General features: G+C 71.9%; 20 protein-coding genes and 2 pseudogenes. 11 read left to right on the top strand and 11 right to left on the bottom strand.

The features are described from left to right. Window positions 1–79: 79 nt before the first annotated feature. A complete protein-coding gene (locus ACFYO5_RS24845; protein WP_388712470.1) occupies window positions 80–1093 on the top strand; it encodes a DedA family protein in 1014 nt (337 codons plus the stop codon). A gap of 158 nt (window positions 1094–1251) precedes the next feature. Here ACFYO5_RS24845 and ACFYO5_RS24840 read toward each other — a convergent pair whose 3' ends face one another. Together ACFYO5_RS24840 and ACFYO5_RS24835 are read right to left on the bottom strand one after the other, a co-directional pair. Next, on the bottom strand, window positions 1252–2913 hold the full coding sequence (locus ACFYO5_RS24840) for a threonine/serine exporter ThrE family protein (protein ID WP_388712467.1): 1662 nt from the start codon (window positions 2911–2913) through the stop codon (window positions 1252–1254). 179 nt (window positions 2914–3092) lie between these two features. After that, the gene (locus tag ACFYO5_RS24835) at window positions 3093–3584 is read right to left on the bottom strand and encodes an inorganic diphosphatase (protein WP_007452023.1); all 492 of its coding nucleotides are present in this window, start codon (window positions 3582–3584) and stop codon (window positions 3093–3095) included. Window positions 3585–3663: 79 nt separating this feature from the next. Between ACFYO5_RS24835 and dacB the strand changes: the two genes are divergently transcribed. From dacB to folE, 6 genes are all read left to right on the top strand, one after another. Next, a complete protein-coding gene (gene dacB, locus ACFYO5_RS24830; RefSeq protein WP_388712464.1) occupies window positions 3664–5319 on the top strand; it encodes a D-alanyl-D-alanine carboxypeptidase/D-alanyl-D-alanine-endopeptidase in 1656 nt (551 codons plus the stop codon). 244 nt (window positions 5320–5563) lie between these two features. After that, the gene (locus tag ACFYO5_RS24825; RefSeq protein ID WP_356560580.1) at window positions 5564–6694 is read left to right on the top strand and encodes a zinc-dependent metalloprotease; all 1131 of its coding nucleotides are present in this window, start codon (window positions 5564–5566) and stop codon (window positions 6692–6694) included. A gap of 209 nt (window positions 6695–6903) precedes the next feature. Continuing rightward, complete coding sequence (gene tilS, locus ACFYO5_RS24820; protein ID WP_356560578.1) at window positions 6904–7929, top strand: tRNA lysidine(34) synthetase TilS; 1026 nt, start codon at window positions 6904–6906, stop codon at window positions 7927–7929. A 51-nt stretch (window positions 7930–7980) separates the two neighbouring features. After that, window positions 7981–8541, top strand: coding sequence for a hypoxanthine phosphoribosyltransferase (gene hpt / locus ACFYO5_RS24815; RefSeq protein WP_356560576.1), 561 nt, complete (start codon window positions 7981–7983; stop codon window positions 8539–8541). 184 nt (window positions 8542–8725) lie between these two features. Continuing rightward, complete coding sequence (gene ftsH, locus ACFYO5_RS24810; RefSeq protein WP_356561176.1) at window positions 8726–10765, top strand: ATP-dependent zinc metalloprotease FtsH; 2040 nt, start codon at window positions 8726–8728, stop codon at window positions 10763–10765. A gap of 142 nt (window positions 10766–10907) precedes the next feature. Further along, on the top strand, window positions 10908–11513 hold the full coding sequence (folE, locus tag ACFYO5_RS24805; RefSeq protein WP_388712458.1) for a GTP cyclohydrolase I FolE: 606 nt from the start codon (window positions 10908–10910) through the stop codon (window positions 11511–11513). 62 nt (window positions 11514–11575) lie between these two features. On the opposite strand, the gene ACFYO5_RS24800 is transcribed toward folE, so the two are convergent. The 6 genes and pseudogenes from ACFYO5_RS24800 to ACFYO5_RS24775 form a co-directional block, all read right to left on the bottom strand. Then, window positions 11576–12061: a DUF3180 domain-containing protein gene (locus tag ACFYO5_RS24800; RefSeq protein ID WP_356560572.1), complete on the bottom strand. Its 486-nt coding sequence runs from the start codon at window positions 12059–12061 to the stop codon at window positions 11576–11578. A gap of 70 nt (window positions 12062–12131) precedes the next feature. Beyond that, the gene (folK, locus tag ACFYO5_RS24795; protein WP_388712454.1) at window positions 12132–12743 is read right to left on the bottom strand and encodes a 2-amino-4-hydroxy-6-hydroxymethyldihydropteridine diphosphokinase; all 612 of its coding nucleotides are present in this window, start codon (window positions 12741–12743) and stop codon (window positions 12132–12134) included. Continuing rightward, window positions 12740–13099, bottom strand: a complete 360-nt coding sequence (gene folB, locus ACFYO5_RS24790) for a dihydroneopterin aldolase (protein WP_356560568.1) — start codon at window positions 13097–13099, stop codon at window positions 12740–12742. Before folB ends, folK begins: the two co-directional genes overlap by 4 nt. A gap of 263 nt (window positions 13100–13362) precedes the next feature. Then, window positions 13363–13872, bottom strand: a complete 510-nt coding sequence (locus ACFYO5_RS24785; RefSeq protein ID WP_388712451.1) for a nuclear transport factor 2 family protein — start codon at window positions 13870–13872, stop codon at window positions 13363–13365. Between the two features lie 227 nt (window positions 13873–14099). Beyond that, window positions 14100–14960: pseudogene (gene folP, locus ACFYO5_RS24780) on the bottom strand (dihydropteroate synthase); the annotation flags it as partial. Window positions 14961–15080: 120 nt separating this feature from the next. After that, complete coding sequence (locus tag ACFYO5_RS24775) at window positions 15081–16907, bottom strand: phosphatidylglycerol lysyltransferase domain-containing protein (protein WP_356560564.1); 1827 nt, start codon at window positions 16905–16907, stop codon at window positions 15081–15083. A 229-nt stretch (window positions 16908–17136) separates the two neighbouring features. On the opposite strand from ACFYO5_RS24775, the gene ACFYO5_RS24770 reads away from it, so the two are divergent. Beyond that, window positions 17137–18249, top strand: a complete 1113-nt coding sequence (locus ACFYO5_RS24770; protein WP_356560562.1) for an alpha/beta hydrolase-fold protein — start codon at window positions 17137–17139, stop codon at window positions 18247–18249. A gap of 154 nt (window positions 18250–18403) precedes the next feature. Further along, on the top strand, window positions 18404–19906 hold the full coding sequence (locus ACFYO5_RS24765) for a hypothetical protein (RefSeq protein ID WP_388712447.1): 1503 nt from the start codon (window positions 18404–18406) through the stop codon (window positions 19904–19906). A gap of 165 nt (window positions 19907–20071) precedes the next feature. On the opposite strand, the gene ACFYO5_RS24760 is transcribed toward ACFYO5_RS24765, so the two are convergent. Further along, the gene (locus ACFYO5_RS24760; protein ID WP_388712444.1) at window positions 20072–21406 is read right to left on the bottom strand and encodes a PH domain-containing protein; all 1335 of its coding nucleotides are present in this window, start codon (window positions 21404–21406) and stop codon (window positions 20072–20074) included. Beyond that, window positions 21403–21909: a PH domain-containing protein gene (locus ACFYO5_RS24755; protein WP_356560556.1), complete on the bottom strand. Its 507-nt coding sequence runs from the start codon at window positions 21907–21909 to the stop codon at window positions 21403–21405. The genes ACFYO5_RS24760 and ACFYO5_RS24755 overlap by 4 nt, the downstream gene beginning before the upstream one ends. 31 nt (window positions 21910–21940) lie before the next feature. Between ACFYO5_RS24755 and ACFYO5_RS24750 the strand changes: the two genes are divergently transcribed. Beyond that, window positions 21941–23092, top strand: a complete 1152-nt coding sequence (locus ACFYO5_RS24750; protein WP_388712441.1) for an NADH-quinone oxidoreductase subunit D — start codon at window positions 21941–21943, stop codon at window positions 23090–23092. A gap of 34 nt (window positions 23093–23126) precedes the next feature. Here the strand turns inward: ACFYO5_RS24750 and ACFYO5_RS24745 are convergent. After that, a pseudogene (locus tag ACFYO5_RS24745) lies at window positions 23127–24131 on the bottom strand (SAM-dependent methyltransferase); the annotation flags it as partial. 159 nt (window positions 24132–24290) lie between these two features. Here ACFYO5_RS24745 and ACFYO5_RS24740 point away from each other — a divergent pair. Beyond that, window positions 24291–25496 carry a sensor histidine kinase gene (locus ACFYO5_RS24740; protein WP_388712438.1) on the top strand — a complete coding sequence of 402 codons (1206 nt, stop codon included), beginning with the start codon at window positions 24291–24293 and terminating at the stop codon, window positions 25494–25496. The last annotated feature ends 44 nt before the right edge of the window (window positions 25497–25540 follow it).

Below are 25540 nucleotides of genomic sequence, written 5' to 3'. Positions count from 1 at the left end.
GGCGGACGCATTGCGTTGATAGCTTTGTGCGGCCGTAGAAGGACGCTGTACTTCCTCACCCCGTCAGGAGCCCGGAACCGTGACGACCCTTGCCCTCGGACCGAGCTGGCTGGACCCCGACTATCTGCTCGACAGCTTCGGCATCTGGGGTCTGCTGCTCATCGTCTTCGCGGAGTCGGGCCTGCTCATCGGTTTCTTCCTGCCGGGTGACTCGCTGCTGTTCACGGCGGGTCTGCTGATCACGTCGAATCAGCTGGACTTCCCGCTGTGGGCGGCGATCGCCCTGATCTGCGTCGCCGCCATCCTGGGCGACCAGGTGGGGTACATGTTCGGCAAGAAGGTCGGCCCGTCCCTCTTCACCCGTCCGGACTCCCGTCTCTTCAAGCAGGAGAACGTCACCAAGGCGCACGAGTTCTTCGAGAAGTACGGCCCCAAGTCCCTGGTCCTGGCCCGCTTCGTGCCCATCGTGCGCACGTTCACGCCGATCATCGCCGGCGTCAGCGGCATGCGGTACCGCTCCTTCCTGATCTTCAATGTCGTCGGCGGCATCCTGTGGGGCGCGGGCGTGACCCTGCTCGGCTCCTGGCTCGGCAACATCGAGTTCGTGAAGACGAACATCGAGCCGATCCTGCTCCTGATCGTCCTCCTCTCGGTGGTCCCGATCATCATCGAGTTCCTCCGAGCCCGCTCCCAGTCCAAGAAGAACCCCCCGCAGGCCGGGCCCCCCGCCCAGCAGCCCCCGGCCATGGACGACGCCACGACCCAGCTCCGCCGCATCGAGGAACACGACCCGTACGGCAACCAGGGCCAGAGCGAACACCAGGGCGACTACCAGCAGCAGGACCAGTACGGCGAGCAGTACCGCCGGCAGTACCCGCAGCAGGAGTACCAGCAGCAGGGGTATCCGCAGCAGGAGTACCCGCAGCAGCACCCCCAACAGCAGTACCCGCAGCAGCAGCCGTATCCGCAGCAGCACCCCCAGCAGCAGCCGTACCCGCAGCAGCAGGGCTGGCAGCCGCAGCCCCAGCAGGACTGGCAGCCCGAGCCCCAGCAGCAGCAGAACGGGCAGCACCCGTACGACCAGGGTTACTGACAGCGCCCGGAAGGGGGGCGGGGCCGCATCGATGCGCGGCGCCGCCGCGCGGGCGCGACCAGCCGCAAGGCGGTCACCGCCTCGCACCCCCGGCCGCAGCCGTCGGCGGCGGGCACGAGATGCCCCCTCCGGTGCCCTGCCCTCTCCGGTGCCCCCGCTCAGAATCCGCGCGTCCGCTTGGCGGCCCGCCGCTTCTCCGCGGACCCGATCCGCAGGAACAGCCGCGAGATCTCGGACCCCAGGTTCACGCCGATGGCGATGGCCATCGCCAACGCGGCAGCCTTGGTCAGAGAGACCAGCCCCGCGTCCACCTCGTTCTGCGCGATGGCCAGCAGTCCGAAATAGGTGGCCGACCCCGGCAGCAGGGGCCCGATCGCCGCGGTCGTGTAGGGCAGCGCCGACGCGAACCGGTACCGCGACAGCAGCTGCCCGAACAGCCCCACCACCCCCGCCGCCACGGCCGTCGACGCCACCGGCGAGATCTCACCGGCGTAGTGCATGGCGCCGTACACCGACCAGGCGACGCCCCCGTTCAGCGTCACGGCCAGCACGGTGGACCGTTCCTGCTGGAGCAGGACCGCGAAGGTCAGCGACAGCAGCATCGACGCGCCGATCTGCCACAGCGGCCGCTTGGCGATGCCCAGGTAGGCGTCGGGATTGAGATGGGCGCCGAGCTGCACGCCGAGGTACAGCATCACCAGCACGCCGACGACGATGCCCACGAAGAAGTACATGACCTCCAGCAGGCGGGCGGCGGCGGTGATGTAGAAACCGGTCAGACCGTCCTGCACGCCCGCCACGAGGGCGCGTCCGGGCAGCAGCGCGAACAGCCCGCCGGTGATGACCGCGGAGGCCTTGACGTCGACGTGCCCGAGCGTCAGCGCGATGCCTATCGCGGCGGGCGGCATCGCGGCCACCAGGAACTGGTAGAACTCCGGCAGCCCGCGCCCGGCGCACAGCCACGCCAGCCGGTCGCCGAGCATCGCGCCGATCGCCGCCGCCACGAACACGATCAGGTCGCCGCCGACGAGCACCGAGGCCGCGCCCGCGAGCAGTCCGCTCGCCGAGGTCAGCACCCAGGTGGGGTACGGGTGCCGGTTGCGCCGCATCTCGGCGAGCCGCCGGTAGGCCTCCTCCAGGGAGATGTGCGTCTCGGGGTCGCTGAGGTCGTCGACGAGGTGGAAGACGGCCGCCAGCCGTGTGTAGTCGGTGCCCCGGCGCCGCACGGTCCGTGACGCCGTCACCGGGTCCTCGACGAGGGAGGGCTGGTAGGAGATCGACAGCAGGGTGAAGGTGACGTTCGGTTCGCAGCGGTCGAGTCCGTAGGAGCGGCAGACGGCGAACATCGCGGCCTCCACGTCCTCGGCGCCCTCCCCGCCCGCCAGCAGCAGCTCGCCGATGCGGAGCGTCAGGTCGAGCACGCGCGGGACGGCCGGGCCGCCCTCCTCCGCCTTGGGCGGCGGTTCCGGCGCCGGGCGCTCGGTCACCGGCATCCGCAGCATCGTCCGCATCCGGTCCTGCCAGGGCACGTCCTTGGTCAGACTGACCACGGGAAAGCCCTCGGCGGGCGTGAAGGCGGGCGGGGCATGGCGCGAGCTGTACGTCTTCGGCACGCTGAACGCCGACCCCTCGGACTCCGCGCCCGTCGCCTGCGTCACATCGAGGCCGGTCGGAACGGCGAACTCCGACGTGGTCTCGGACTCGCCCCCGGCCTTGGGGACGGCCAGCCCACGCGGGATCGCGAACTCGGAGGTGATCTCCGGATCGAACGTGCCCTTCGCCTCGTCCGACTGCGGCTTGCGGTCCTCCGCCTCCGTCACTGGGCAACGCTCCCTGAACGACACATTCCGTAGATCTCAGTATGCGCACCGACGTATGACACCGACGTATGCCCACCCACGTATGCCCACCGACGACGGCCACCCGACATCGCGCCGACATGCCAGAGGGCCGCACGCGTGCGCGCGGCCCTCTGCGGCCCCCTCAGGGGCCGGGCGACTCAGTGACCGCCCTGGTCCTTGAAGCGCTTGTACGACCGCTCGATCTCGGCCTCGGCGTCGGTACGGCCCACCCAGTCGGCGCCCTCGACGGACTTGCCGGGCTCCAGGTCCTTGTAGACCTCGAAGAAGTGCTGGATCTCCAGCCGGTCGAACTCCGACACGTGGTGGATGTCCCGCAGGTGCTCCACGCGCGGGTCGGTCGACGGCACGCAGAGCAGCTTGTCGTCACCGCCGGCCTCGTCGGTCATGCGGAACATGCCGATCGCGCGGCAGCGGATGAGGCAACCCGGGAAGGTCGGCTCGTCCAGGATGACCAGCGCGTCCAGCGGGTCGCCGTCCTCGCCGAGGGTGTTCTCGACGAAGCCGTAGTCGGTCGGGTAGGCGGTCGAGGTGAAGAGCCGACGGTCCAGGCGGATCCGACCGGTCTCGTGGTCCACCTCGTACTTGTTCCGCGAACCCTTCGGGATCTCGATCGTGACGTCGAACTCCACCGGACGCTCCTCCATGATCAGCACATAGTTCTGGTGGTTAAGTGTCCCTCACGCAGGTGTGTGATCGCGAAAGGGGCTGGTGATCGTGCCAGAGCTGAGGCCTTGGCGGGCCGCGAGACCGCACGTGGTGCGGGCCGCGGACGCCGTACGACCGCGTCTGGCCAGGGCCGCAGGGGTCGTACGGCCCCATCTCGCGCGGGCGGCGGCGGCCGCCGAACCGCGGGTCGCACGGCTCAGGCAGGCGGCGAAACCGCAGCTCGCGCGGATCACGAGGCCGAAGCCGGGCCGGACCTGGCAGTACACCGCGGGGGCGACGACCGCCGGACTGGCCCTGGCCGTCGGCGTGGCGACCGCCGCCGGCCCCTGGGACTCCTCCGGTCAGCGTACGGCCGAGCGGGACCGCGCAACCGCACTGGAGCAGTTGGGTGGCGTAGATCACGGCGGCGGGACCGAAGGGTCCGGTACGTCCGACACCGCGGCCGGGGCGCCGCGGCCCGCGCCCAGCGCCGGGCCGGTCCTGACGGGCCTCGGCGGCGCGACGACCACCGTCATGTCGGCTCCCGGTTCCGCCGCCCTCACGCGCGTGCTCGGCCCCCTCCTCGCCGACCCGGCCCTCGGCACCCGCCGTACGGCCGCGGTGGTGGACGTGACCACGGGCGCGCGGCTCTACGGCAGCGGAGCCGACGAGGCGCTCACCCCGGCCTCCACCACGAAGATCGCCACCGCGGTCGCCGCCCTCGCCGCGATGGGGGCCGACCACCGCCTCACCACCCGCACCGCCCTCGAACCGGGCACCGGGGAAGTCGTCCTCGTCGGCGGCGGCGACCCCACCCTGACCGCCCGCGGAGGGGCCGAGGGCTGGGCCGGCCTGCGCACCCTCGCCGCCACCACGGCCACGGCCCTGAAGAAACGCGGCATCACCCAGGCGACGCTGTCGTACGACACCACGCTGTACGCCGGTACCGAAGTTCACCCGATCGGAGTCAACCCGAACCTGGCCCGGGTCACCGCCCTGACCGTCGACGAGGGCCGCACGGACGGCTCGACGGCCGGCCCGGCGCGCCGCGTGCCCGACCCGGCGGCCGACGCGACGAAGAAGTTCGCGGACTTCCTCTGGGAGTTCGGCGTCAGGACGTCGGCGCCCGGCCCGTCGAAGGCCTCCGCGCGCGCGGAGACGCTGGCCACGGTCTCCTCCCCGCCGCTCGCCTCGCTCGTGGAGCGGATGCTGACCAACAGCGACAACGACATCGCCGAGGCGCTCGCCCGCCAGACCGCCCTCGCGACCGGTGTACGCGCCGACTTCGCCGGCGCGGGCAAGGCGATCCGCACCCAGCTGGGCCGGCTCGGACTGCCGCTGGACGGCGTCGACTTCAGGGACGGCAGCGGCCTCGACCGCGACGACCGGCTCACCGCGAACCTCCTGACCGCGCTGCTCGTCAAGGCCGGCGATCCCGCCCGCCCCGACCTCCGCCCCGTCCTCACCGGGCTGCCCGTCGCCGGCTTCACCGGCACCCTCACCACCCGCTACACGAACGACGAGGCCGACGCGGCCGGTGTCGTCCGCGCCAAGACCGGCACCCTGACCGGCGTCAACACCCTCGCCGGCACCGTCGTCGACCGCGACGGCCACGTCCTGGCCTTCGCCGTCCTCGCCGCGAACACCACCGACCCGGCCTCGGCCCAGTCAGCCCTGGACAGAGCCGTCACCGCCCTGGCGGCCTGCGGCTGCCGCTGAGCCCGGCCCGCGCCCACCCGCCGCCCTCCCGGGCACGCGTGCCGGGGACGGCGGGAGAAGCACAGGCGGGCGGACGTGGATACGGCTTCCGTCGGCGCCGGGCCGCGCCCACCCCTCGGCACCGGCCCCGCCCCTCGTCCGACGGCCACGCCGACCCGGCCCCCACCCCGAGACGACCCTGACGCATCCCCCACTCCCACCCCACGCCCTGCCCGCAACGGCACCCCTCACGTACGGTTGACGCATGACGAGCATCGGTGGTGCCTCTTCCGGGATGGTCGACTGGAATCTCGCGGTCGCGACCGCGACCCGGCTCGTACGGCCGGGCCCGGAGGTGAGTCGCGAAGAGGCCCGTGCCGTCGTCGCGGAACTGCGTCGGCACGCCAAGGCCTCGGAAGGACACGTCCGGGGCTTCACTCGTATGGGCACCGAGGACCTCCACGACACCCCCGTCCTGGTCGTCGACCGCCCCGGCTGGATCCGGGCGAACGTGGCCGGCTTCCGGGAGATCCTCAAGCCCCTCCTCGCCAAGATGGAGGAACGCCGCGGCGGCGGCGCCGGCGGCGCGGTCCTCGGCGCGGTCGGCGGCAAGGTCACCGGCGTCGAACTCGGCATGCTGCTGTCGTTCCTGTCCTCCCGCGTCCTCGGCCAGTACGAGACCTTCGCCCCCGCCACCCGCGAGCTGCCCGCCGGGGCCAACGGGGGCGGCCGGCTGCTCCTCGTCGCGCCGAACATCGTGCACGTCGAACGCGAACTCGACGTGAATCCCCACGACTTCCGCCTCTGGGTGTGCCTGCACGAGGAGACGCACCGAACCCAGTTCTCCGCGGTGCCCTGGCTCCGCGACCACCTGGAGGGTGAGATCCAGTCGTTCCTGGCGGAGACGGACGTCGACCCCATGACGTTCCTGGAGCGGGTCAGGGAAGCGGCCCAGTCCCTCGCCGGCGGACGCCCCGAGGGCGAGGAGGACGACGGCGGCCGTTCCCTGGTCGAACTGGTCCAGAGCCCCGCCCAGCGGGAGATCCTCGCCCGGCTCACCGCCGTGATGTCCCTCCTCGAGGGCCATGCCGACTTCGTGATGGACGGCGTGGGACCGGACGTCGTCCCGACCGTCGCCGAGATCCGTGAGAAGTTCCAGCAGCGTCGCGCCAAGGGTGCCTCGCGGCTGGACATGGCGCTGCGCAAACTGCTCGGCCTGGATGCCAAGCTCAAGCAGTACAAGGACGGTGAACGGTTCGTGCGGTCCGTCGTCGAGGAGGTCGGCATGGACGGCTTCAACCGTGTGTGGACCTCGCCGAACACCCTCCCGACCAAGGCCGAGATCGCCCAGCCGGCGGACTGGGTCGCGCGCGTGCACCGCAAGACCGAATCGTGAACCGGTGAGCCGGTGGTGAGCGCGTGGTCCGACGGGAATCGAAACCGGCCGACGGCAGGAGAACGCCCCTTCAATCACCCGTCCGAGGGACCGTGAGTCCCCACCAGGCGTGCAATGCTCGGGGAACGCCCCGGTTCTGTCACCATCTACACACTCTGCGTGACCGGCCTCGGCTTCAACCCCCGAAAATTTCATGAAGGGAACCGGACATGGGTCCCCATCCTGCGGTCGCGGCGATACGCCTGGCGGTCCGCCGCGTCCTCCACGACATCCTCACCGACCACCACAGCACCCCTGACACCCCCTCGCACGAGCGTCCGCCCTCGCCGCTCGTGCTCGTGGCCTGCTCCGGCGGCGCCGACTCCATGGCGCTCGCCTCGGCCCTCGCCTTCGAAGCCCCCAAGCTCGGCATCCGCGCCGGCGCCGTCACCGTCGACCACGGCCTGCAACCCGGCTCCGATCTGCGCGCCGACGAGGTCGTCCTGCGCCTGCGCGAACTCGGTCTCGACCCCGTGGAGGCCACCGCCGTCACCGTCGGCCGTGCGGGCGGCCCCGAGGCCGCCGCCCGCGACGCCCGCTACGCGGCCCTCGACGACGCCGCCGACCGGCACGGTGCCGCCGCGATCCTCCTCGGCCACACCCGCGACGACCAGGCCGAGACCGTCCTCCTCGGTCTCGCCCGCGGCTCGGGCATCCGCTCCCTGTCGGGAATGGCCGCGGTCTCGGGGGCCGGCGGCCGTTACCGGCGGCCCTTCCTCCAACTCGACCGGCAGACCGCTCGCAAGGCCTGTATGGCCCAGTCCCTCCCCGTCTGGGACGACCCGCACAACGCCGACCCGGCCTACACCCGCTCCCGGCTCCGCCACGAAGGCCTGCCCGCCCTGGAGAAGGCCCTCGGCAAGGGCGTGGTCGAGGCCCTCGCCCGTACGGCCCAGCTCTCCCGCGACGACGCCGACGCCCTCGACGCCTGGGCCGGCCAGGCCGAGGCCGCCGTACGCGACAACGCCGGTCTGCTGGAGTGCGCCAAGCTCTACGCCCTGCCGCCCGCCGTGCGCCGTCGCATCCTGCGCCGCGCCGCCATCGAGGCGGGCGCCCCGGCCGGTTCGCTCTTCGCCCGGCACATCGAGGAGATCGACCGCCTGATCACCGGCTGGCGCGGCCAGGGAGCCATCAATCTCCCCGGCAAAGTCGTGGCCCAGCGTCAGGGTGGCAGACTGGTGATTCGGCAAGGCTGAATCCCGACCCTCCACTCGGAGGGCCGGCGGCCGGTAGGACGACCGAAAGTGATGCGGGTGGACGCGAAAGACATGGGTGCCGACCTCAAGACGGTGCTCATCACCAAGGAAGAGATCGACGCCAAGCTGGCGGAGCTGGCGGCGAAGATCGACGCGGAGTACGCGGGCAAGGACCTGCTAATCGTCGGCGTCCTCAAGGGCGCGGTGATGGTCATGGCCGACCTCGCGCGGGCGCTGTCCACCCCCGTCACCATGGACTGGATGGCCGTGTCCTCCTACGGCGCGGGCACCCAGTCCTCCGGTGTGGTGCGGATCCTCAAGGACCTCGACACCGACATCAAGGGCAAGCACGTCCTGATCGTCGAGGACATCATCGACTCCGGACTGACCCTGTCCTGGCTGCTGTCCAACCTCGGCTCGCGCGAGCCGGCCTCCCTCAAGGTGTGCACGCTGCTGCGCAAGCCCGAGGCGGCCAAGGTCGCGATCGAGGTGGAGTGGGTGGGCTTCGACATCCCCAACGAGTTCGTCGTGGGCTACGGCCTGGACTACGCGGAGAAGTACCGCAACCTGCCGTTCGTCGGTACCCTCGCGCCCCACGTCTACGGCGGCTGAGCCACAAGAGCGTCCTGTGCGGGACGATCGGGAACCCCAGCGGGTTCCGCGCCGTTGAAGCATGCAGACGGGTTCGTCAGCCTTCCCCGTGCGGCTTCGCGCGACAATGCTGGGGTACCGTCAGAAGAACTGTCTTATCAAACTCACTATGGCAGGAGGGACGGGGCGGCACCGCTCCGTATGGATGGACGTGAAGCGATACTTCCGTGGGCCGGTCATGTGGATCGTGCTGGCCGTCCTTGCCGTGGTCGTGTTGATGCAGGTCGTCGGCTCGTCCGGCGGCTACAAGACGGTGGACACAGGCCAGGTCATTGCAGCGATCAATGACAACAAGGTCGAGTCGGCCAAGCTCACCACCGGTGACGAGCAGACCATCAAGGCGACGCTCAAGGACGGCACAAAGATCGAGGGCAGCTCGAAGATCCAGGCGAGCTATATCGGCGATCAGGGCGTGACCATTGCCAACACGCTGCAGACCAAGTACCAGGACAAGCAGATTCCGGACGGTTACACGGTCTCTCCGACGAAGCAGAACGCCTTCGTCGGGATCCTGCTGTCCCTGCTCCCCTTCGTCCTCATCGTCGTCGTCTTCCTGTTCCTGATGAATCAGATGCAGGGTGGCGGTTCCCGGGTCATGAACTTCGGCAAGTCCAAGGCGAAGCTCATCACCAAGGACACGCCGAAGACGACGTTCGCGGACGTCGCCGGCTCGGACGAGGCCGTCGAGGAGCTCCACGAGATCAAGGAGTTCCTCCAGGAACCGGCGAAGTTCCAGGCCGTCGGCGCCAAGATTCCCAAGGGTGTGCTGCTGTACGGGCCTCCCGGCACCGGCAAGACCCTGCTCGCACGCGCCGTCGCCGGCGAGGCGGGCGTCCCCTTCTACTCGATCTCCGGTTCCGACTTCGTCGAGATGTTCGTCGGTGTCGGTGCCTCCCGGGTCCGTGACCTCTTCGAGCAGGCCAAGGCGAACGCTCCGGCGATCGTCTTCGTCGACGAGATCGACGCGGTCGGCCGCCATCGCGGCGCCGGCCTCGGCGGCGGTCACGACGAGCGCGAGCAGACGCTGAACCAGCTGCTCGTCGAGATGGACGGCTTCGACGTGAAGGGCGGCGTGATCCTCATCGCCGCCACGAACCGGCCCGACATCCTCGACCCGGCGCTGCTGCGCCCCGGCCGTTTCGACCGCCAGATCGCGGTCGACCGCCCGGACATGCAGGGCCGTCTGGAGATCCTCAAGGTCCACCAGAAGGGTAAGCCGGTCGCGCCCGACGTCGACCTGGCCGCGGTCGCCCGCCGTACCCCCGGCTTCACGGGTGCCGATCTCTCCAACGTGCTGAACGAGGCCGCGCTGCTGACGGCCCGCTCGGACCTGAAGCTGATCGACAACCACATGCTGGACGAGGCGATCGACCGCGTGGTCGCGGGCCCGCAGAAGCGGACCCGGATCATGTCGGACAAGGAGAAGAAGATCACCGCGTACCACGAGGGCGGCCACGCCCTGGTCGCGGCGGCTTCCCCCAACTCCGACCCGGTCCACAAGATCACGATCTTGTCCCGCGGCCGGGCGCTCGGCTACACGATGGTGCTCCCGGACGAGGACAAGTACTCGACCACCCGTAACGAGATGCTCGATCAGCTCGCCTACATGCTGGGCGGTCGCGCGGCCGAGGAACTGGTCTTCCACGACCCGACCACGGGCGCCGCGAACGACATCGAGAAGGCCACTGCCACGGCCCGCGCGATGGTCACCCAGTACGGCATGACCGAGCGTCTCGGCGCCATCAAGTTCGGCGGCGACAACACCGAGCCCTTCCTCGGCCGTGAGATGGCCCACCAGCGCGACTACTCGGAAGAGGTCGCCGCGCTGGTCGACGAAGAGGTCAAGAAGCTCATCGAGAACGCGCACAACGAGGCCTGGGAGATCCTGGTCGAGAACCGCGACGTCCTCGACAACCTGGTGCTCCGCCTGCTGGAGAAGGAGACGCTGAACAAGGAGGAGATCGCCGAGATCTTCTCCGCCATCGTCAAGCGTCCGGCACGGCCCGCATGGACCGGCTCCTCGCGGCGTACGCCGTCCACCCGTCCGCCGGTGCTCTCCCCCAGGGAGCTGGCACTGACCAACGGGGCCAACGGCGCGACGCCCGCGATCAGCACGGCCAAGTCGGCCGCGGTGGACCCCGCCTCGGTGGCCGAGCCGGCCTCCGAGGAGCGTCCGGAGAGCTGACGCTTCGGGTTGCGGTGGCCTCACCAGGCCCGGAATGCATGCCGCGCCCCCCAGGTTCTAGCCTGGGGGGCGCGGCATGTCGGTTATGGCCGCCCATGCACGCGTGATCCACACGCGACCCGTACAGGAACGAGGCACCAGAATGACCGACCCCGTGACGCTGAACGGCGAGGTCCCCATCGGCGAGTTCGACGAGAAGCGGGCCGAGAACGCCGTACGCGAACTGCTGATCGCGGTCGGCGAGAACCCTGACCGGGAGGGGCTGCGGGAGACGCCCGGACGGGTGGCCCGTGCCTACCGGGAGATATTCGCGGGGCTGTGGCAGCAGCCAGAGGACGTGCTGACGACGACGTTCGACCTGGGGCACGACGAGATGGTGCTCGTGAAGGACATCGAGGTCTACAGCACCTGTGAGCATCACCTGGTGCCGTTCCGCGGGGTCGCCCACGTCGGGTACATCCCGGCCACCAGCGGAAAGATCACCGGCCTGTCCAAGCTGGCCCGGCTGGTGGACGTCTACGCCCGACGCCCGCAGGTGCAGGAACGTCTCACCACGCAGATCGCGGATTCCCTGATGGAGATCCTGGAACCGCGCGGAGTCATCGTCGTCGTGGAGTGCGAACACATGTGCATGTCCATGCGCGGCATCCGCAAGCCCGGCGCCAAGACCCTCACGTCGGCGGTGCGCGGACAGCTGCGGGACGCGGCGACGCGCAACGAGGCGATGAGCCTGATCATGGCGCGCTGACAGGGCTCAGAACGAGCTGCTGAGGCCGGCGGGCCTGAGGGCGGTGAGGCGGTGCGACGGCTTCACGCCGCCGACGCCGCTCCCGAGTTGTCGTCGTCGTCCTCGGGGAGCTTGCAGACCCGCTCCAGGAAGATGGCCGCCGCTATGACACCGACGCCCGCCAGGACCGAGAAGCCGGCGTAGATCGCCTGGTCGCGGCGGGCCGGGATGTCGAGCGACTCCAGCAGGAAGGCTCCCGTACCGCCGTACATGCCGGCGACGAGGGCGGCGACGAGCGCGCTGGCCTGGCCGAAGACGACCGCGCGGGCCGCCATCAGGGGATCGACGCCCTTGGCCTCCGGACGCCGCTCGCGCTGTGCCTTGAGGCGGGAACGGATGGAGAGCGCCGTGGCCAGCAGCACCACGGCGATCACGGCGAGGACGATGGGCGCGGCCAACGGAACGCTGGGCAGGGTCCCGATCGAGTTCCAGAGGCGGGCGCCCGCCCACGACAGCACGCCCGCGACGGCGAAGACGCCGACCAGCATCCTGATGCGCAGCTCTCTCACGGTGTCCCTTCGATTCCCCCGGGCTCCACGGCGCGTGGCCGGGGAACGGTCGTCGTCCTGACCTTAACGACTACTCGGGCAGCCGGAGTTCCAGGTCCTTGCGGGCGGCCACGCCGTCCCGGGTCACGGTGCCGAGCAGCTCGGCGACGGCGCCCCTGCCGGGCACCTGGGCGCCGGGCTCGACGTCGTGCCACGGGGCGAGGACGAACGCCCGTTCGTGTGCGCGCGGGTGGGGCAGGGTCAGGGACGGGTCCTCGGAGACGACGTCGGCGTAGGCGACGATGTCGACGTCCAGGGTGCGAGCGCCCCACCGCTCGTCCCGGACGCGGTGGAAGGCCTCCTCGACCGCGTGCGCCCGCTCCAGGAGGGACGACGGGGGCAGTGTCGTCTTCAGGACCACGACCGCGTTGAAGTACGAGGGCTGGCTGCCCGGCTCCACGCCCCACGGCTCGGTCTCGTACACCGGGGAGACGGCCTTCACGCGCACGCCCGGCGTGTCCTCCAGGGCGTCGATGGCGCCCTGGAGGGTCTCCAGACGGTTGCCGAGGTTGGAGCCGATGGAGATCACGGCCCGCTTCGGGTTGTGGAGAGTGGCGTCCGCGGCGTCGACCTGCTCGACGACGGAGGCGGGCACCGGCTGGACGGTCGGGTCGCTCTGACCCCCGGTGAAGAACGCGGTCATACTCGGCTCCGGGTGATGGTGACGGTCACGTCGTCGAAGGGAACCGTGATCGGCGCGTCCGGCTTGTGGACGCAGACCTCGACCTCCTGGACCGCTTCGTGCTTCAGACAGGCCTGGGCGATGCGCTCGGCGAGCGTCTCGATGAGGTCGACCGGCTCGCCCTGGACGACGGCCACCACCTCCTCGGCCACGATGCCGTAGTGCACGGTCTTCGTCAGGTCGTCGTCGGCCGCGGCCGGACGGGTGTCCAGGCCCAGGACGAGGTCCACGATGAAGGTCTGGCCCTCCTCGCGCTCCCTGGGGAACACACCGTGGTACCCGCGGGCCTTGAGGCCGCGCAGCGCGACACGATCCACGCGAATCACTCCTGCAATCGTCGGGAACGGCCGGTCCCTACCGTGTGCGGGCGGCACACCGGCCTCGAACGAATCTACCTGCGGGCAGTGACACGGCCGGGACACGGGGGCATCGGCCGGGTCGGGGCCGACAGGATCAACCGGGTGTCTACCCCGGGGAACCGGGTGGCTCGCGGGGTCGTACCCGCACCTGCCCACGCGTGCGTGATTCCCACCACCTCCTGCTCCCGGCGGCCCACCCGGCCCGCTGGTCGTCTACCCGCTCAGGAGGGGGTTTCCTCGTCCTCGTCCTCGTCCTCGGTGTTCTCCGCCAGGACCGGGGACGCGTGGTGCGACCAGAGCTTCCAGCCGTCCGGGGTCCGGCGGAACACGTTGGTGGCGACCACGAGCTGACCCACGAGAGGCCCCAGCTCCTCACCGGCCTCCGGGGCGGGGCCACCGCTGAGAATGTTCTCGGTGCAGGTCACCACGGCCGTGTCGCCGGTGACGGACACGTGCACGTCGGTGAGGAAGAACTGGATGTAGTCGGTGTTCGCCATGATCAGCGCGTACGAGCGCAGCACCTCACCGCGTCCGGTGAGCACCGGCCATCCCGGATGGACGCACGAGACGACGCCCACGTCCGCCGGATCGTGGAACTCCTCGTCGACGCCCAGGTCGGCGGGGGTGAGCCAGAGCGAGGACACCTCGTCGAAGTCACCCCGTTCGAGTGCCTCGTAGAAGGCCGTGTTCGCGGCCTCGACCTGCTCCACGTCGGTATGGGGGGCGCTCACCGGGCTCCTTCTGCGCCGTGCGGCATGTCCGAGGGGCGGGTGTCGTGCGGGGCCGGCGCGTCGGCTGTGCCGTGCGCCCCGTCGGTGGGGCCGGTGGCCACCGTGCCGGACGTCGCCGCTGCGGGTGCGGGCGTGTGCGGTGTGTGCACGTGAGGTGCGGGCGTGCGAGGTGTGTACGGGGCGGAGGGCGCCCGGCGCGAACCGAGCGCGCCCGGCGCGTGGCCACCCTCACGCGCTCCTTCCACGGCGCGCGCGACGCGGACGGCGTCCGCCGTCGCGCGCACCTCGTGCACCCGTACGGCCCACGCGCCGGCCTGCGCGGCGAGGGCGGAGACGGCGGCCGTGGCGGCGTCCCGCTCGCGCGCGGGCGGGGGCGCACCCTCCGGGCCGGCCAGGACCCGGCCGAGGAATCGCTTGCGGGACGCGGCGACGAGCAGCGGGTGGCCCAGGCCGTGCAGCCGGTCGAGGCGGGCGAGCAGGGAGAGGTCGTGGCCGGCCTCCTTGGAGAAGCCCAGACCCGGGTCGACGACCACCCGGTCCGGCGCGATGCCGCCTGCCAGGACGGCGTCCACGCGCGCGTGCAGTTCGTCGACGACTTCGCGGACGACGTCGTCGTAGACGCCCTTGACGTTGCCGCCCTCCAGGAAGCCGCGCCAGTGCATGACGACGAAGGGGGCGCCCGCGTCGGCGACGACCGGAATCATCTCCCGGTCGGCGAGGCCGCCGCTGACGTCGTTGACCAGGGCGGCGCCCGCGGCGAGGGCCCGGGCGGCGACGGAGGCGCGCATGGTGTCGACGGAGACGACGACGCCTTCGGAGGCGAGGCCGCGCACGACGGGGATGACCCGCCGCAGTTCCTCGGCCTCGTCGACACGGGTGGCGCCGGGCCGGGTGGACTCGCCGCCGACGTCGACCAGGTCGGCACCCTCGGCGACCAGCGCGAGTCCGTGCTTCACGGCGGCCGTCGTGTCGAACCAGCGGCCGCCGTCGGAGAAGGAGTCGGGGGTCACGTTGACGACCCCCATGACCGCGCAGCGGTCCCAGTCCGGAAGGCCGACGACACGCCCTCGTCCGCTCTGCTTGCTCATACGTTCAGCCTAGGCCCAGCGGTGGACCGCCGTGCCGGGCGGCCCGGGCGGGAACCCCAGGACCGAGGGGGTCGGGCCGCTGTCCGGCCCCCGTGTCACCGACGTGCCGGGACAGCACGCCTAGGCCGCCCGCACATCTCTGTCGGTCACCGTGTGCTCGACCCTGGTGTGGGCACACGCGCGTGCCGCGGACGGACGGCGGCGCAGGAAGCGCGGCAGCGGCAGGGCCAGGTTGACGAAGCCCTCCGCCTGCATGGCGGCGAAGCCGATGCGGGGCAGGTCTCCCGAGGCGCGGTAGACGACGAAGCGGGGCTCCCAGCGGGGCTGGAACTTGGCGTTGAACTTGTACAGCGACTCGATCTGGAACCAGCGGGAGAGGAAGACCAGCAGTCCGCGCCAGGCGCGCAGCACGGGGCCGGCGCCGATCTTCTCGCCCCGGGCCAGTGCCGAGCGGAACATCGCGAAGTTGAGTGACACGCGCGCGATGTCGAACTTGGGGGCGGCCTGGAGCGCGGCGACGATGAGGAGCTCGTTCATGCCGGGGTCGGCGGAGCGGTCGCGCCGCATCAGGTCCAGGGAGGCCCCGTCCGGGCCCCAGGGCACGAAGTGCAGGATCGCCTTGAGGTCGCCGTAGGGGCCCGGCTCGGCGTCGGCCTTGTGGGCGGTGGCGATCAGGCAGTCCCCGTCGGTGGGGTCGCCGATGCGGCCGAGCGCCATGGAGAATCCGCGCTCGGTGTCGGTGCCGCGCCAGTCCTCCGCGGCGAGCCGGATGCGCTCGAGTTCGGTGTCGCCGAGGTCACGGACACGTCGGACCCGGGTTTCGTAACCGGCGCGTTCGATGCGCTTGACCATCTGGCGCACGTTGCGCATCGCGCGGCCGGCCAGCGAGAAATCCGCGACGTCCACCACCGCCTCGTCGCCCAGTTCCAGCGCGTCCAACCCGGTCTCGCGGGTCCACACCTCACCGCCGGTCTCCGAGCAGCCCATGACGGCGGGCGTCCACGAGTGGGCCTTGGCCTCGTCCATGAAGCGCTCGATGGCGCCGGGCCAGGCCTCGACGTCGCCGATGGGGTCGCCGCTGGCCAGCATCACGCCGGAGACGACGCGGTAGGTCACGGCCGCCTTGCCGCTGGGGGAGAAGACGACGGCCTTGTCGCGGCGCAGCGCGAAGTGGCCGAGCGAGTCCCGGCGGCCGTGCTTGGCCAGCAGGGCGCGCAGCCGGACCTCGTCCTCCTCGGTGAGGCGTGCGGCCGGATGCTCCGGACGGAAGGCGAGGTAGACGGTGGTGATGGCGGTGAGCAGGCCGAGGGCGCCCAGGGAGAAGGCGACCGTCCAGGAGGTGTTGCCCTGGTAGTCGACCGGGCCCTCGAAGCCGAAGAGGCCGTACAGGACGTGCGAGATGCGGTCGGCCAGGCTCGGGTCGCCGACCATGCGCCGCGGGTGGGCGCTGACGATGACGAGACCCAGACCGAGGGAACCGGCGCCCATGAGGACGAAGTTGGCCAGCGCGCGCCAGCGGCTGCGCGGGTCGGGCAGAGCCGCGAACTGGTCGCGGTGGCGCAGCAGGGGCACCAGGAGGGCGACCGAGATCAGCGCTCCGACGAGCGAGTGCCGATAGGTGAACTGCGCGACGGCACCGGCCGGCAGCAGGGCGACCGCCGCGCGCCAGGCGCGCCGCTTGCTGCGCTTGAGGCCGTGCGCGAGGAGCAGCAGCAGGACGCCGGCGCTCAGCGACAACGCCGCGGCGAACGGGCCGAACGCGCCGGGGAGCACCTCGGCCATGGTGTGCATACGGCTGTGGCGGAACCGCGGGAAGACTCCGGCGGCGACGTCCAGCAGACCCACGAGGGCACAGGCCCGGCCGACGAGGGCGGGCACGGCCTCGGGGCGCGGCCCCCTGATCAGCTTCCGCACCCGACTTGATCGATTCGGAACCCCGACCGACATTTCCCCATCTTCCCTGACAGACATCGCAACCCGTAGTTCCACGAGAGTCTCTGAAATCCGGTGCCGATCGGGCATCCGGCGACATTGCGCCCTCTAGGACGGTGTCTCGGGGGGAGAGGTTCACTCATCTCTTCAAAGCCGCCGAAAAGGCAAGGGAAAGTTCGGGGCAAGCCCTCGCGGGGAGCGGGGGTCACGGGAACCCGGACGGAGAGCGCAGGCAGGAACACCGATGGGTCTCACGAGCACAACAGTGCTGCTGATGGCGGTCCTGTCCGCCGTACTGCTGTTCGTCGGCACGGTCTGGCAGTGGCCGCGCCTGGCCCGGCGCGGCTGGCGGGCCGTCGTCGCGCGCGTCGCCCTGCTGCTGGCCACCCAGTTGGCCCTCTTCGCGTCCGTGGGGCTCGCCGCGAACCAGGCCTTCGGGTTCTACGCCAGCTGGGCGGACCTGTTCGGCCAGGAGACCGAGCAGGGCGTCGTCGTCGACCACGCGGGCGACGGACCGCTGCGGGTGCTCGACACCCGGCGCGTGGAGGGCGGCGGCGGGCGGCCGGAGTTCGGCGGCCAGATCCAGAAGGTCGCCGTCAACGGCCGTACGACGCGCATCGCCTCGCCCGCCTTCGTGTACCTGCCGCCGGAGTACTTCGACCCGGGCCAGAGCGCGCGTACGTTCCCGGCGGCCGTCGTCCTCACGGGGTATCCCGGCACGGCGGAGGCCCTCGTGGACAAGCTGGACTATCCGCGCACCGCGCGCGGGCTAGCCGAGGACGGCCGTATGCAGCCGATGATCCTGGTGATGATGCGGCCGACGGTCGCGCCGCCACGGGACACCGAGTGCGTGGACGTCCCCGGAGGACCGCAGACCGAGTCCTTCTTCGCCAAGGACCTGCCCGCCGCCGTGACGGCCCATTACCGGGTGAACAGGGCGCCCGGCAGCTGGGGCGTCATCGGGGACTCCACGGGCGGTTACTGCGCACTGAAGCTGGCGATGCACCATCCCCGGGTCTACGGGGCGGGCGCCGGCCTGTCGGCCTACTACAAGGCGCCGAGCGACCCGACGACCGGCGACCTCTTCCACGGCGACAGGACGCGGCGCGACGAGGCCGATCTCCGGTGGTTCCTCAAGCACCGGCCCGCGCCCGACACCTCGTTGCTCGTCACCAGCAGCAAGGTGGGAGAAGCCAACTACAAGGCGACGCTGAAGTTCATCGAACTGGCGAAGGCCACGCACCGGACGAGGATCTCGTCGATCATCCTCGAAAGCGGCGGGCACAACTTCAACACCTGGCGGCGCGAGATTCCGCCGACCCTGGAGTGGATCAGTGGGCGGCTGAGTGGCCCGTGACGTCGCCGTACGGCCGCACGGACCGGAAATGATCTTGATTTCCGGTGAATTCCACGACCGGCCGGTTTCCTGAGGACCCGTGAAAACTTCGGCCCGGTGGTGTTTTTACGGGGCGGGGCGCCAACATTCGCCTACGCGCGGTAAGTTTCTGGCCATGCCACGTGGACGTCACCGCCATTCCCCACCTTTGCACCGGCTGCTGCCTCCTTCGGCCATCGCAGGCGTCTCCCTCGTCTGTGCCCTCGGTCCCTGGGTGTTCACGGAGCCACTGGTGCTCCGAGGTCTGGCCGCCGCCGCGGCGGCGACGGCGGTCGTGAGCGCGTTCGTCATGCGCCGCTGGGACATCCAGGCGGGCAAGCAGGTGGCCGACCTCACGCGCGCGCGGGCGAGCGACGAGTGGCGTTACGAGGAGCGGGTCGCCGAACTGGAGAGCGACCTCGAGGAGTCGCGCGAGCTGCGCGTCAAGCTGGAGCAGCGGCTGCGCGCCAAGCGCGCCGAACTGGCCGGCCTGCGCAACGAGCACGCGTCGCTGCTGCGCCGTTACGCCACGGCGGAGACCGAGCGGGCGAGCGCCCTGGAAGGCCGTCGCCTGCTCGAGATAGAGAGCACGGTCCCGTCGCTGGCACTGCCGCCCGCGCGGGCCGCCGAGGACGACGCGGCGCGGACGCGCGGGGTCGACACCGAGACCCGGGAACCGGCCGAGGACGTCACCGCGCGGGCCGAGGAAGGCGCGGAGGGCGGGAGGCCGGAGAGCGCCGCCACGGACGCCTCCGGCTCGTCCCCAGCCTCCGATGACGCCGCAGCCCCGCGTGACGCCGCAGCCGACCCCGCCGCCCCGCGTGACGCCGCAGCCGACCCCTCCTCCTCCTCCGAGGAGGGTGCGGAGGACGAGCCGGAGGCCCCCGCGGTCTTCTCCCCCTCCGGCTCCAAGCTGTTCCTGCGGGCGCAGGCGGCGCTGGCCCGCTTCGACGCCGACCAGCCGAAGCCGGGAAGGGGCACGGTGACGGACGACGAGCCCGCCGAGGCCGAGCCCGTCCGGGCCGCCGCCCCCGCGGAGTCCGTCGGCGACGCGGAGGCCGCGCGGGAGGACGAGGTCGAGGGGAAGTCCGAGGCGGTCGGCGAGCACGCGCGCGCGACCGCGCTCGACCTGACCGCCGAGGCGAACGGCACCCCGGAGGAGAAGACCACCCGGGAGGTGCGCACCGCCCGGACGGGGACCGCGGACACCGCGCCCGTCGAAGAGGCCGAGGCGGTACCGGCCGCGGAGACGCCCGTGCCGGCCACCACGGCCGGGACCGACGCGCTCGTCCCGAGCCCCGGTGCCCCCGCGCAGCGCGCCTCCGGCCACTTCACGGTCCCGACCGCCGTCGCCGTCGTACCGGCCGCGCAGCCGGTACGGCGTCCCACGGCGGAGGGCGGTTTCGACTTCTTCGGTACGCAGAACGAGTCGGCGTCCGCCGCGCTGGAGGCCGTGCAGAACGAGGACCTCGCCGATGTCGTCGGCCAGGAGGCGCTCGCGCTGCACAAGGCCGAGACCGAGGCGGAGTTCAAGCCGGCCGACGAGCGCACGCGCGCCGTCGGCCAGGTCATCGACCTGACCGCGCACGACGAGACCGAGCAGATCGACGTCCAGGCACTGCGCAGCGCCGTCTCCTGACGATCGTCGGTTCCCGACCGTTCCCGACCGTTCCCGGCCGTTCCCGACGGTCCTGCCCGGCCCGCCACGCCCTCTGCGGCGCGGCGGGCCGCGGCATGTGCGGCCGGCCGCGCGGCCGCACGGCGATGACCGTGTGCCGGTGTGCCGGTAGTGATGCGCCGGGGGTCAGGCCATCCACCGGTCGGAGCGCGCGTCGAGGCGCCCCGTCCGGGAGCGCTCCGCCTGGCCCCGCAGCAGCTCCGCCGCCTCCTGTGCGTCCCGCAGGCGCGCCGTCACCGTCTTGTTCGCCCCCGTGTCCACATGAACGTCGGCGAGCCGCCAGAGCCGCTTCCAGGGCCCCTGCGTCAGGCGCACGCTCTGCACCTTCGCGTGCGGCACGAGCGCCACGCTACGGCGCAGCACCCCGTGCCGGGCGATGAACACCGTGTCCGCGACGGCGATGCCGTAGCCGCGCCACCACAGCGGGACGCATCGGCCGGCCCGGCGCGGCGGCCGGGACAGGGCGGCCGTCGGGGGCACCCGCGCGCCGGGCAGCACGCGCGCGACGACGGCCTCGGCCGCCGCGCGCGGGGCGACCGGCACGAGGACGGAGTTGGCCGAGCCGGCCACGTCCAGCTCGACCCGCACCCAGCCGCGCCGCCGCCACAGCAGCGGTTCGACGACGCGTACGGTCTGCACGCGGCCGGGCGGCACGGTCTCGTGCGTGCGGTCGAGCAGGCCGTGGTCGATCCGCAGTCCGTCCGGCGACTCGCCGACCGTCCAGTCGTACTCGCCGAGGAACCGGCCCGCGCTTCTCGCGGCCGCCGCGCCCAGCAGTGGCACGCCGGTGGCGAGGACCGTCCACACGCTGTGGGTGGCGAGCCACAGGACCGGGGGCACGACGAGCGCGGCGGCGAGCGCGCCCCAGGTCGCGCCGGTCAGCATCAGCGCGATCGCCAGTTCGCGCGCCGGCACCCGCAGCAGTTCGCGCGCGGGCGCCTCGCCCACCTCATGGGCGGTCTCGGGCGCGAAGCCCGCCGCGCGCGCCAGCAGCTCCGCGCGCAGGGCACGTGCCTGCGACTCACCCAGGAAGGCCAGTTCGTCCTTCTTGTCGGCGCCGACGACGTCGAGGCGGAGCTTCGCGACGCCCGCGATCCGGGCGAGCAGCGGCTGGGTGACGTCGACCGCCTGGAGCCGCTCGAGCCGGATGTGCGCCGTGCGCCGGAACAACAGGCCGGTGCGGATGCGCAGTTCGCTGTCCGTCACCGAGAAGTGCGTGAACCACCAGGACAGGAACCCGTAGAGCGAGGACGCCGGCACCACCACCGCGACCGCGATGAGCAGGGTCGTCGTGGTCAGCCGCGTCAACTGCTCCTGCGCCTGGTTCGGATCGTGTGCGGCCCATCCGACGACCACGGCGACGGGCGCCCACGCCCGCCTGAACGGCGTCACGGGATGCAGCCGGCGTTCGACGACGACCCGCTCCGGGCGTACGCCGTCCTCGACGCCCGGCGACGTCACAGCCCCGCCGATCGCGCCTCGCCCAGCGCGGTCAGCCGGTCGCGCAGCCGTTCGGCCTCGGCCGGGTCCAGGCCCGGGATCGTCGCGTCGGTCGCCGCGGCCGCGGTGTGCAGCTGCACGCTGGCCAGCCCGAAGTGCCGCTCGACGGGACCGGAGGTCACCTCCACGAGCTGCATCCGCCCGTACGGCACGACCGTCTCCTCGCGCCACAGCACGCCCCGGCTGATCAGCAGGTCGTCCGCGCGCTCGGCGTACCGCCAGGAGCGCCAGTTGCGCCCGAGCCCGATCCAGCCCCAGCCGATGCCCGCCAGGGGAAGCAGCGCGAAGGCCGCCCAGGCCGGGCCGGCGAACAGGCCGAGCAGCACCCCGGCGGCCACGGCGGCCGACCCCAGCCACACCACCAGCAACAGTCTCCTCATGCGCAGCAGCCCCGGCGGCAGCCCCGTCCACCGCGGCTCGGCCTCCGGCGTCGTCCCCGCGTCCGCCGCGGTCCCCGTTTCCATGCGGCCAGCGTACGTAGGGGAGACTGGGTCCATGACTCCTACGACGGAGACCACGGTCGGGATCGGCGGTGCCGCGGAGAACACCGACATGGTGCTCAACATCGGCCCCCAGCACCCCTCCACGCACGGCGTGCTGCGGCTCAGGCTCGTGCTGGACGGCGAGCGCATCCGGCACGCGGAGCCCGTGATCGGCTACATGCACCGCGGCGCGGAGAAACTGTTCGAGGCCCGCGACTACCGCCAGATCATCATGCTGGCCAACCGCCACGACTGGCTGTCGGCCTTCTCGAACGAGCTGGGCGTGGTCCTCGCCGTGGAGCGGATGCTCGGCATGGAGGTTCCCCCGCGCGCGGTGTGGACGCGGACCCTCCTCGCGGAGCTGAACCGGGTGCTCAACCACCTGATGTTCCTGGGGTCGTACCCCTTGGAGCTGGGCGGGATCACGCCGGTCTTCTACGCCTTCCGCGAGCGCGAGGTGCTCCAGAACGTCATGGAGGAGGTCTCCGGCGGGCGCATGCACTACATGTTCAACCGCGTCGGCGGCCTCAAGGAGGACCTGCCGGCCGGCTGGGCGTCCCGCGCGCGGGCGGCCGTCGCCGCCGTGCGGTCGCGCATGGACGTCTACGACGACCTCGTGCTCGGCAACGAGATCTTCCGGGGCCGCACGCGCGGCGTCGGCACCCTCACCGCGGCGGCCGTGCACGCGTACGGCGTGAGCGGGCCGATCGCGCGCGCCTCCGGCGTCGACTTCGACCTGCGCCGCGACGAGCCCTACCTCGCCTACGGCGACCTCCAGGACACCCTGAAGGTGGTGAGCCGGACCGAGGGCGACTGTCTCGCCCGCTTCGAGTGCCTCCTGGAGCAGACGCACAACGCGCTCGACCTCGCGGACGCCTGCCTGGACCGCCTCGGCGACCTGCCGCCCGGTCCGATCAACCAGCGGCTCCCGAAGGTCCTCAAGGCGCCCGAGGGGCACACGTACGCGTGGACCGAGAACCCCCTCGGCATCAACGGCTACTACCTCGTCAGCAAGGGCGAGAAGACGCCGTACCGGCTGAAGCTGCGGTCGGCCTCGTACAACAACATCCAGGCGCTCGCCGAGCTGCTGCCCGGCACGCTGGTCGCGGACATGGTGGCGATCCTGGGGTCGCTGTTCTTCGTCGTCGGGGACATCGACAAGTAGGCCGCGCGGATCACCCGGGGGCTGCGGGGCGCGGGTCGAGCGGGTGGGGGATCCCCACCGGCCGCAGCAGCCAGCCGAAGTCCCCCAGCCCCTCCTTCGCGGTGAGTTCGGCCGCCTCCCCGGCGCCGGCGAGGGCACGCACGTACGCGGCAGGGTCGGTGGAGGCGAGCGTGAGCGACGGGCGGACGCCCGCCACCCCGAGGGCGCGCAGGGCGGCGCGTTGGCTCAGGACGAGCGGGCGCTGGGGCGTGTGCGCCGGGGTGCACGCCTCCGCACACGCATCAAGTGCCACATGTGCCGTGATGTCGCATGTGCCGTCCGGGACCGGTGAGGTCTCACGGCCGTCCCGGAAGCCGGTGAGGGTGCCGAACGGAGGGCGCGCCGCCGCCGTGTGGGCGTAGTCCACGGCCACCGCGAGCCCTCGTGCGACACGGGAGACGGCGGCGGCCCAGGCGCGGTCCCTGGGCAGCCCGATCTCCGCCCGCAGCCCCTCCTCGCCCGGCAGCGGCCACCACCGCGCGAGCCACTCCGCCTCCGCCCCCGACACCGGCTCGCCGAGCCGCTCGGCCCCGTCGTCCCGGACCAGGACCAGCCTCGGTACACCCCCGGAGTCGACCTCGGCGACCTCCAGCGGCACGTTGTCGAGCCACTCGTTGGCGAACAACAGGCCGGTGACCTGCGGCGGAGGCTCGGGCAGCCAGGTGATTCGGGGGGCGAGGCCCGCCGGACGGGCGGCGACCTCGACGCCGTACGCGCGCGTGCGGGCGGCCACGTCGGCGGGGAGCGCGGCGAGCACGCCGGTGACCAGTTCGCCGCGACCGGCGGCCATGTCGACGAAGTCGAGCGACGCGGGCCGGCCGAGGGCCTCGTCGACCCGGCACAGCAGCCGGGCCACGGCCCCGGCGAAGAGCGGAGAAGCGTGCACCGACGTACGGAAGTGCCCGGCCGGACCCTCGGGACGCAGGTAGAAGCCGTGCGGCCCGTACAGGGCGGCCTCCGTCGCCGCCCGCCAGCCGCGCCAGCCGACGACGCCCGTCACCGTTTCGACCACCCGATCGTCTCGACCACCGTCTCCACCATGGGATCAGCCTAGGCGTACAGGTGATCACGGTCTCCACCTTGCGGAGTACGCGCGCCGGGCCCGGATCGGCCCTCCGGTTGACCCCTGCACGCATCTTGCTTCCCTACTCTGGGTTACGTGCAGCGCCTCTACGATTTTCTCCGCAGACACCCGACCTGGGTCGACGGCTTCTGGGCCCTCGTCCTGGTCGGCATCTCTGTGGTGGCCGGAACCTCCTCCGGCCGGAACCACCAGGGAACCGACTCCCTGGCGCTGCTCGTGCCGATCGCGCTCCTGCTCGGCCTCGTGGTGGCGCTGCGGCGGCGCATGCCGGAGCGGATGCTGCTGCTGGCCTGCGCGCTCGGCCTCGCCCAGCTCGTGCTGGACGTCGCGACGACGGCCGCCGACTTCGCCCTGCTGGTGATCGTCTACACGGTCGCCGCGACGGGCGCCCGCTGGGCGTCGAGACTCGCGCTGGGCATGGGTCTGTGCGCCGCCACCCTGGCCCAGCTCCGCTGGGAGAACGAGCAGACCAGTGTGGCGGGCTCCGTCGCCGTGGTCGTGTTCCAGACGGTGCCGTTCGCGCTCGCCTGGGTGCTCGGCGACTCCGTGCGCACCCGGCGCGCGTACTTCGCCCAGCTGGAGGAGCGCGCGGCCCGCCTGGAGAGGGAGCGCGAGGCGCAGGCGAAGGTCGCGGTCGCCGCCGAACGCGCCCGGATCGCGCGCGAGCTGCACGACGTCGTCGCGCACAACGTGTCGGTGATGGTGGTGCAGGCCGACGGCGCCGCCTACGTCCTCGACGCGGCGCCCGACCAGGCGAAGAAGGCGCTGGAGACGATCTCCTCCACCGGCCGTCAGGCCCTCGCCGAGATGCGCCGCCTGCTGGGCGTCCTGCGCACCGGCGAGCACCAGGAGGGCGGGGAGTACGTCCCGCAGCCCGACGTCGAACAGATCGATGACCTCGTCCAGCAGTGCCGCGGCTCCGGCCTGCCGGTGGACTTCAAGGTCGAGGGCACCCCGCGGCCCCTGCCCAGCGGCGTCGAGCTGACGGCGTACCGGATCGTGCAGGAGGCGCTGACCAACACCCGTAAGCACGGGGGGCCGAACGCCGGTGCCAGTGTGCGCCTGGTGTACTTCGACGACGGTCTCGGCCTGCTGGTCGAGGACGACGGCAAGGGCGCCCCGCACGAGCTGTACGAGGAGGGCGGCGCCGACGGCCAGGGGCACGGCCTGATCGGGATGCGGGAGCGGGTCGGCATGGTCGGCGGCACGCTGGACGCGGGCCCGCGTCCCGGCGGAGGATTCCGCATCAGCGCGCTCCTGCCGCTCAAACCGGCGCACTGACGCCGACGCACACCCTCTGTCGGCACCTGCCACAACCCATGGAA

The sequence above is a fragment of the Streptomyces sp. NPDC006259 genome, from assembly GCF_042870975.1.
Lineage (GTDB): Bacteria > Actinomycetota > Actinomycetes > Streptomycetales > Streptomycetaceae > Streptomyces.
The sequence above is the reverse complement of the archived record's forward strand: the minus strand, read 5'-3'. Positions and strand labels throughout refer to the sequence as shown.

Excerpts from the sequence above, each read along its gene's own strand:
- ACFYO5_RS24825 (WP_356560580.1), top strand. The coding sequence starts at position 5,564 with ATGACGAGCATCGGTGGTGCCTCTTCCGGGATGGTCGACTGGAATCTC.
- tilS (WP_356560578.1), top strand. The coding sequence starts at position 6,904 with ATGGGTCCCCATCCTGCGGTCGCGGCGATACGCCTGGCGGTCCGCCGC.
- hpt (WP_356560576.1), top strand. The coding sequence starts at position 7,981 with ATGCGGGTGGACGCGAAAGACATGGGTGCCGACCTCAAGACGGTGCTC.
- ftsH (WP_356561176.1), top strand. The coding sequence starts at position 8,726 with ATGGACGTGAAGCGATACTTCCGTGGGCCGGTCATGTGGATCGTGCTG.
- folE (WP_388712458.1), top strand. The coding sequence starts at position 10,908 with ATGACCGACCCCGTGACGCTGAACGGCGAGGTCCCCATCGGCGAGTTC.
- folK (WP_388712454.1), bottom strand. The coding sequence starts at position 12,743 with ATGACCGCGTTCTTCACCGGGGGTCAGAGCGACCCGACCGTCCAGCCG.
- ACFYO5_RS24775 (WP_356560564.1), bottom strand. The coding sequence starts at position 16,907 with ATGTCGGTCGGGGTTCCGAATCGATCAAGTCGGGTGCGGAAGCTGATC.
- ACFYO5_RS24770 (WP_356560562.1), top strand. The coding sequence starts at position 17,137 with ATGGGTCTCACGAGCACAACAGTGCTGCTGATGGCGGTCCTGTCCGCC.
- ACFYO5_RS24765 (WP_388712447.1), top strand. The coding sequence starts at position 18,404 with ATGCCACGTGGACGTCACCGCCATTCCCCACCTTTGCACCGGCTGCTG.
- ACFYO5_RS24755 (WP_356560556.1), bottom strand. The coding sequence starts at position 21,909 with ATGGAAACGGGGACCGCGGCGGACGCGGGGACGACGCCGGAGGCCGAG.
- ACFYO5_RS24750 (WP_388712441.1), top strand. The coding sequence starts at position 21,941 with ATGACTCCTACGACGGAGACCACGGTCGGGATCGGCGGTGCCGCGGAG.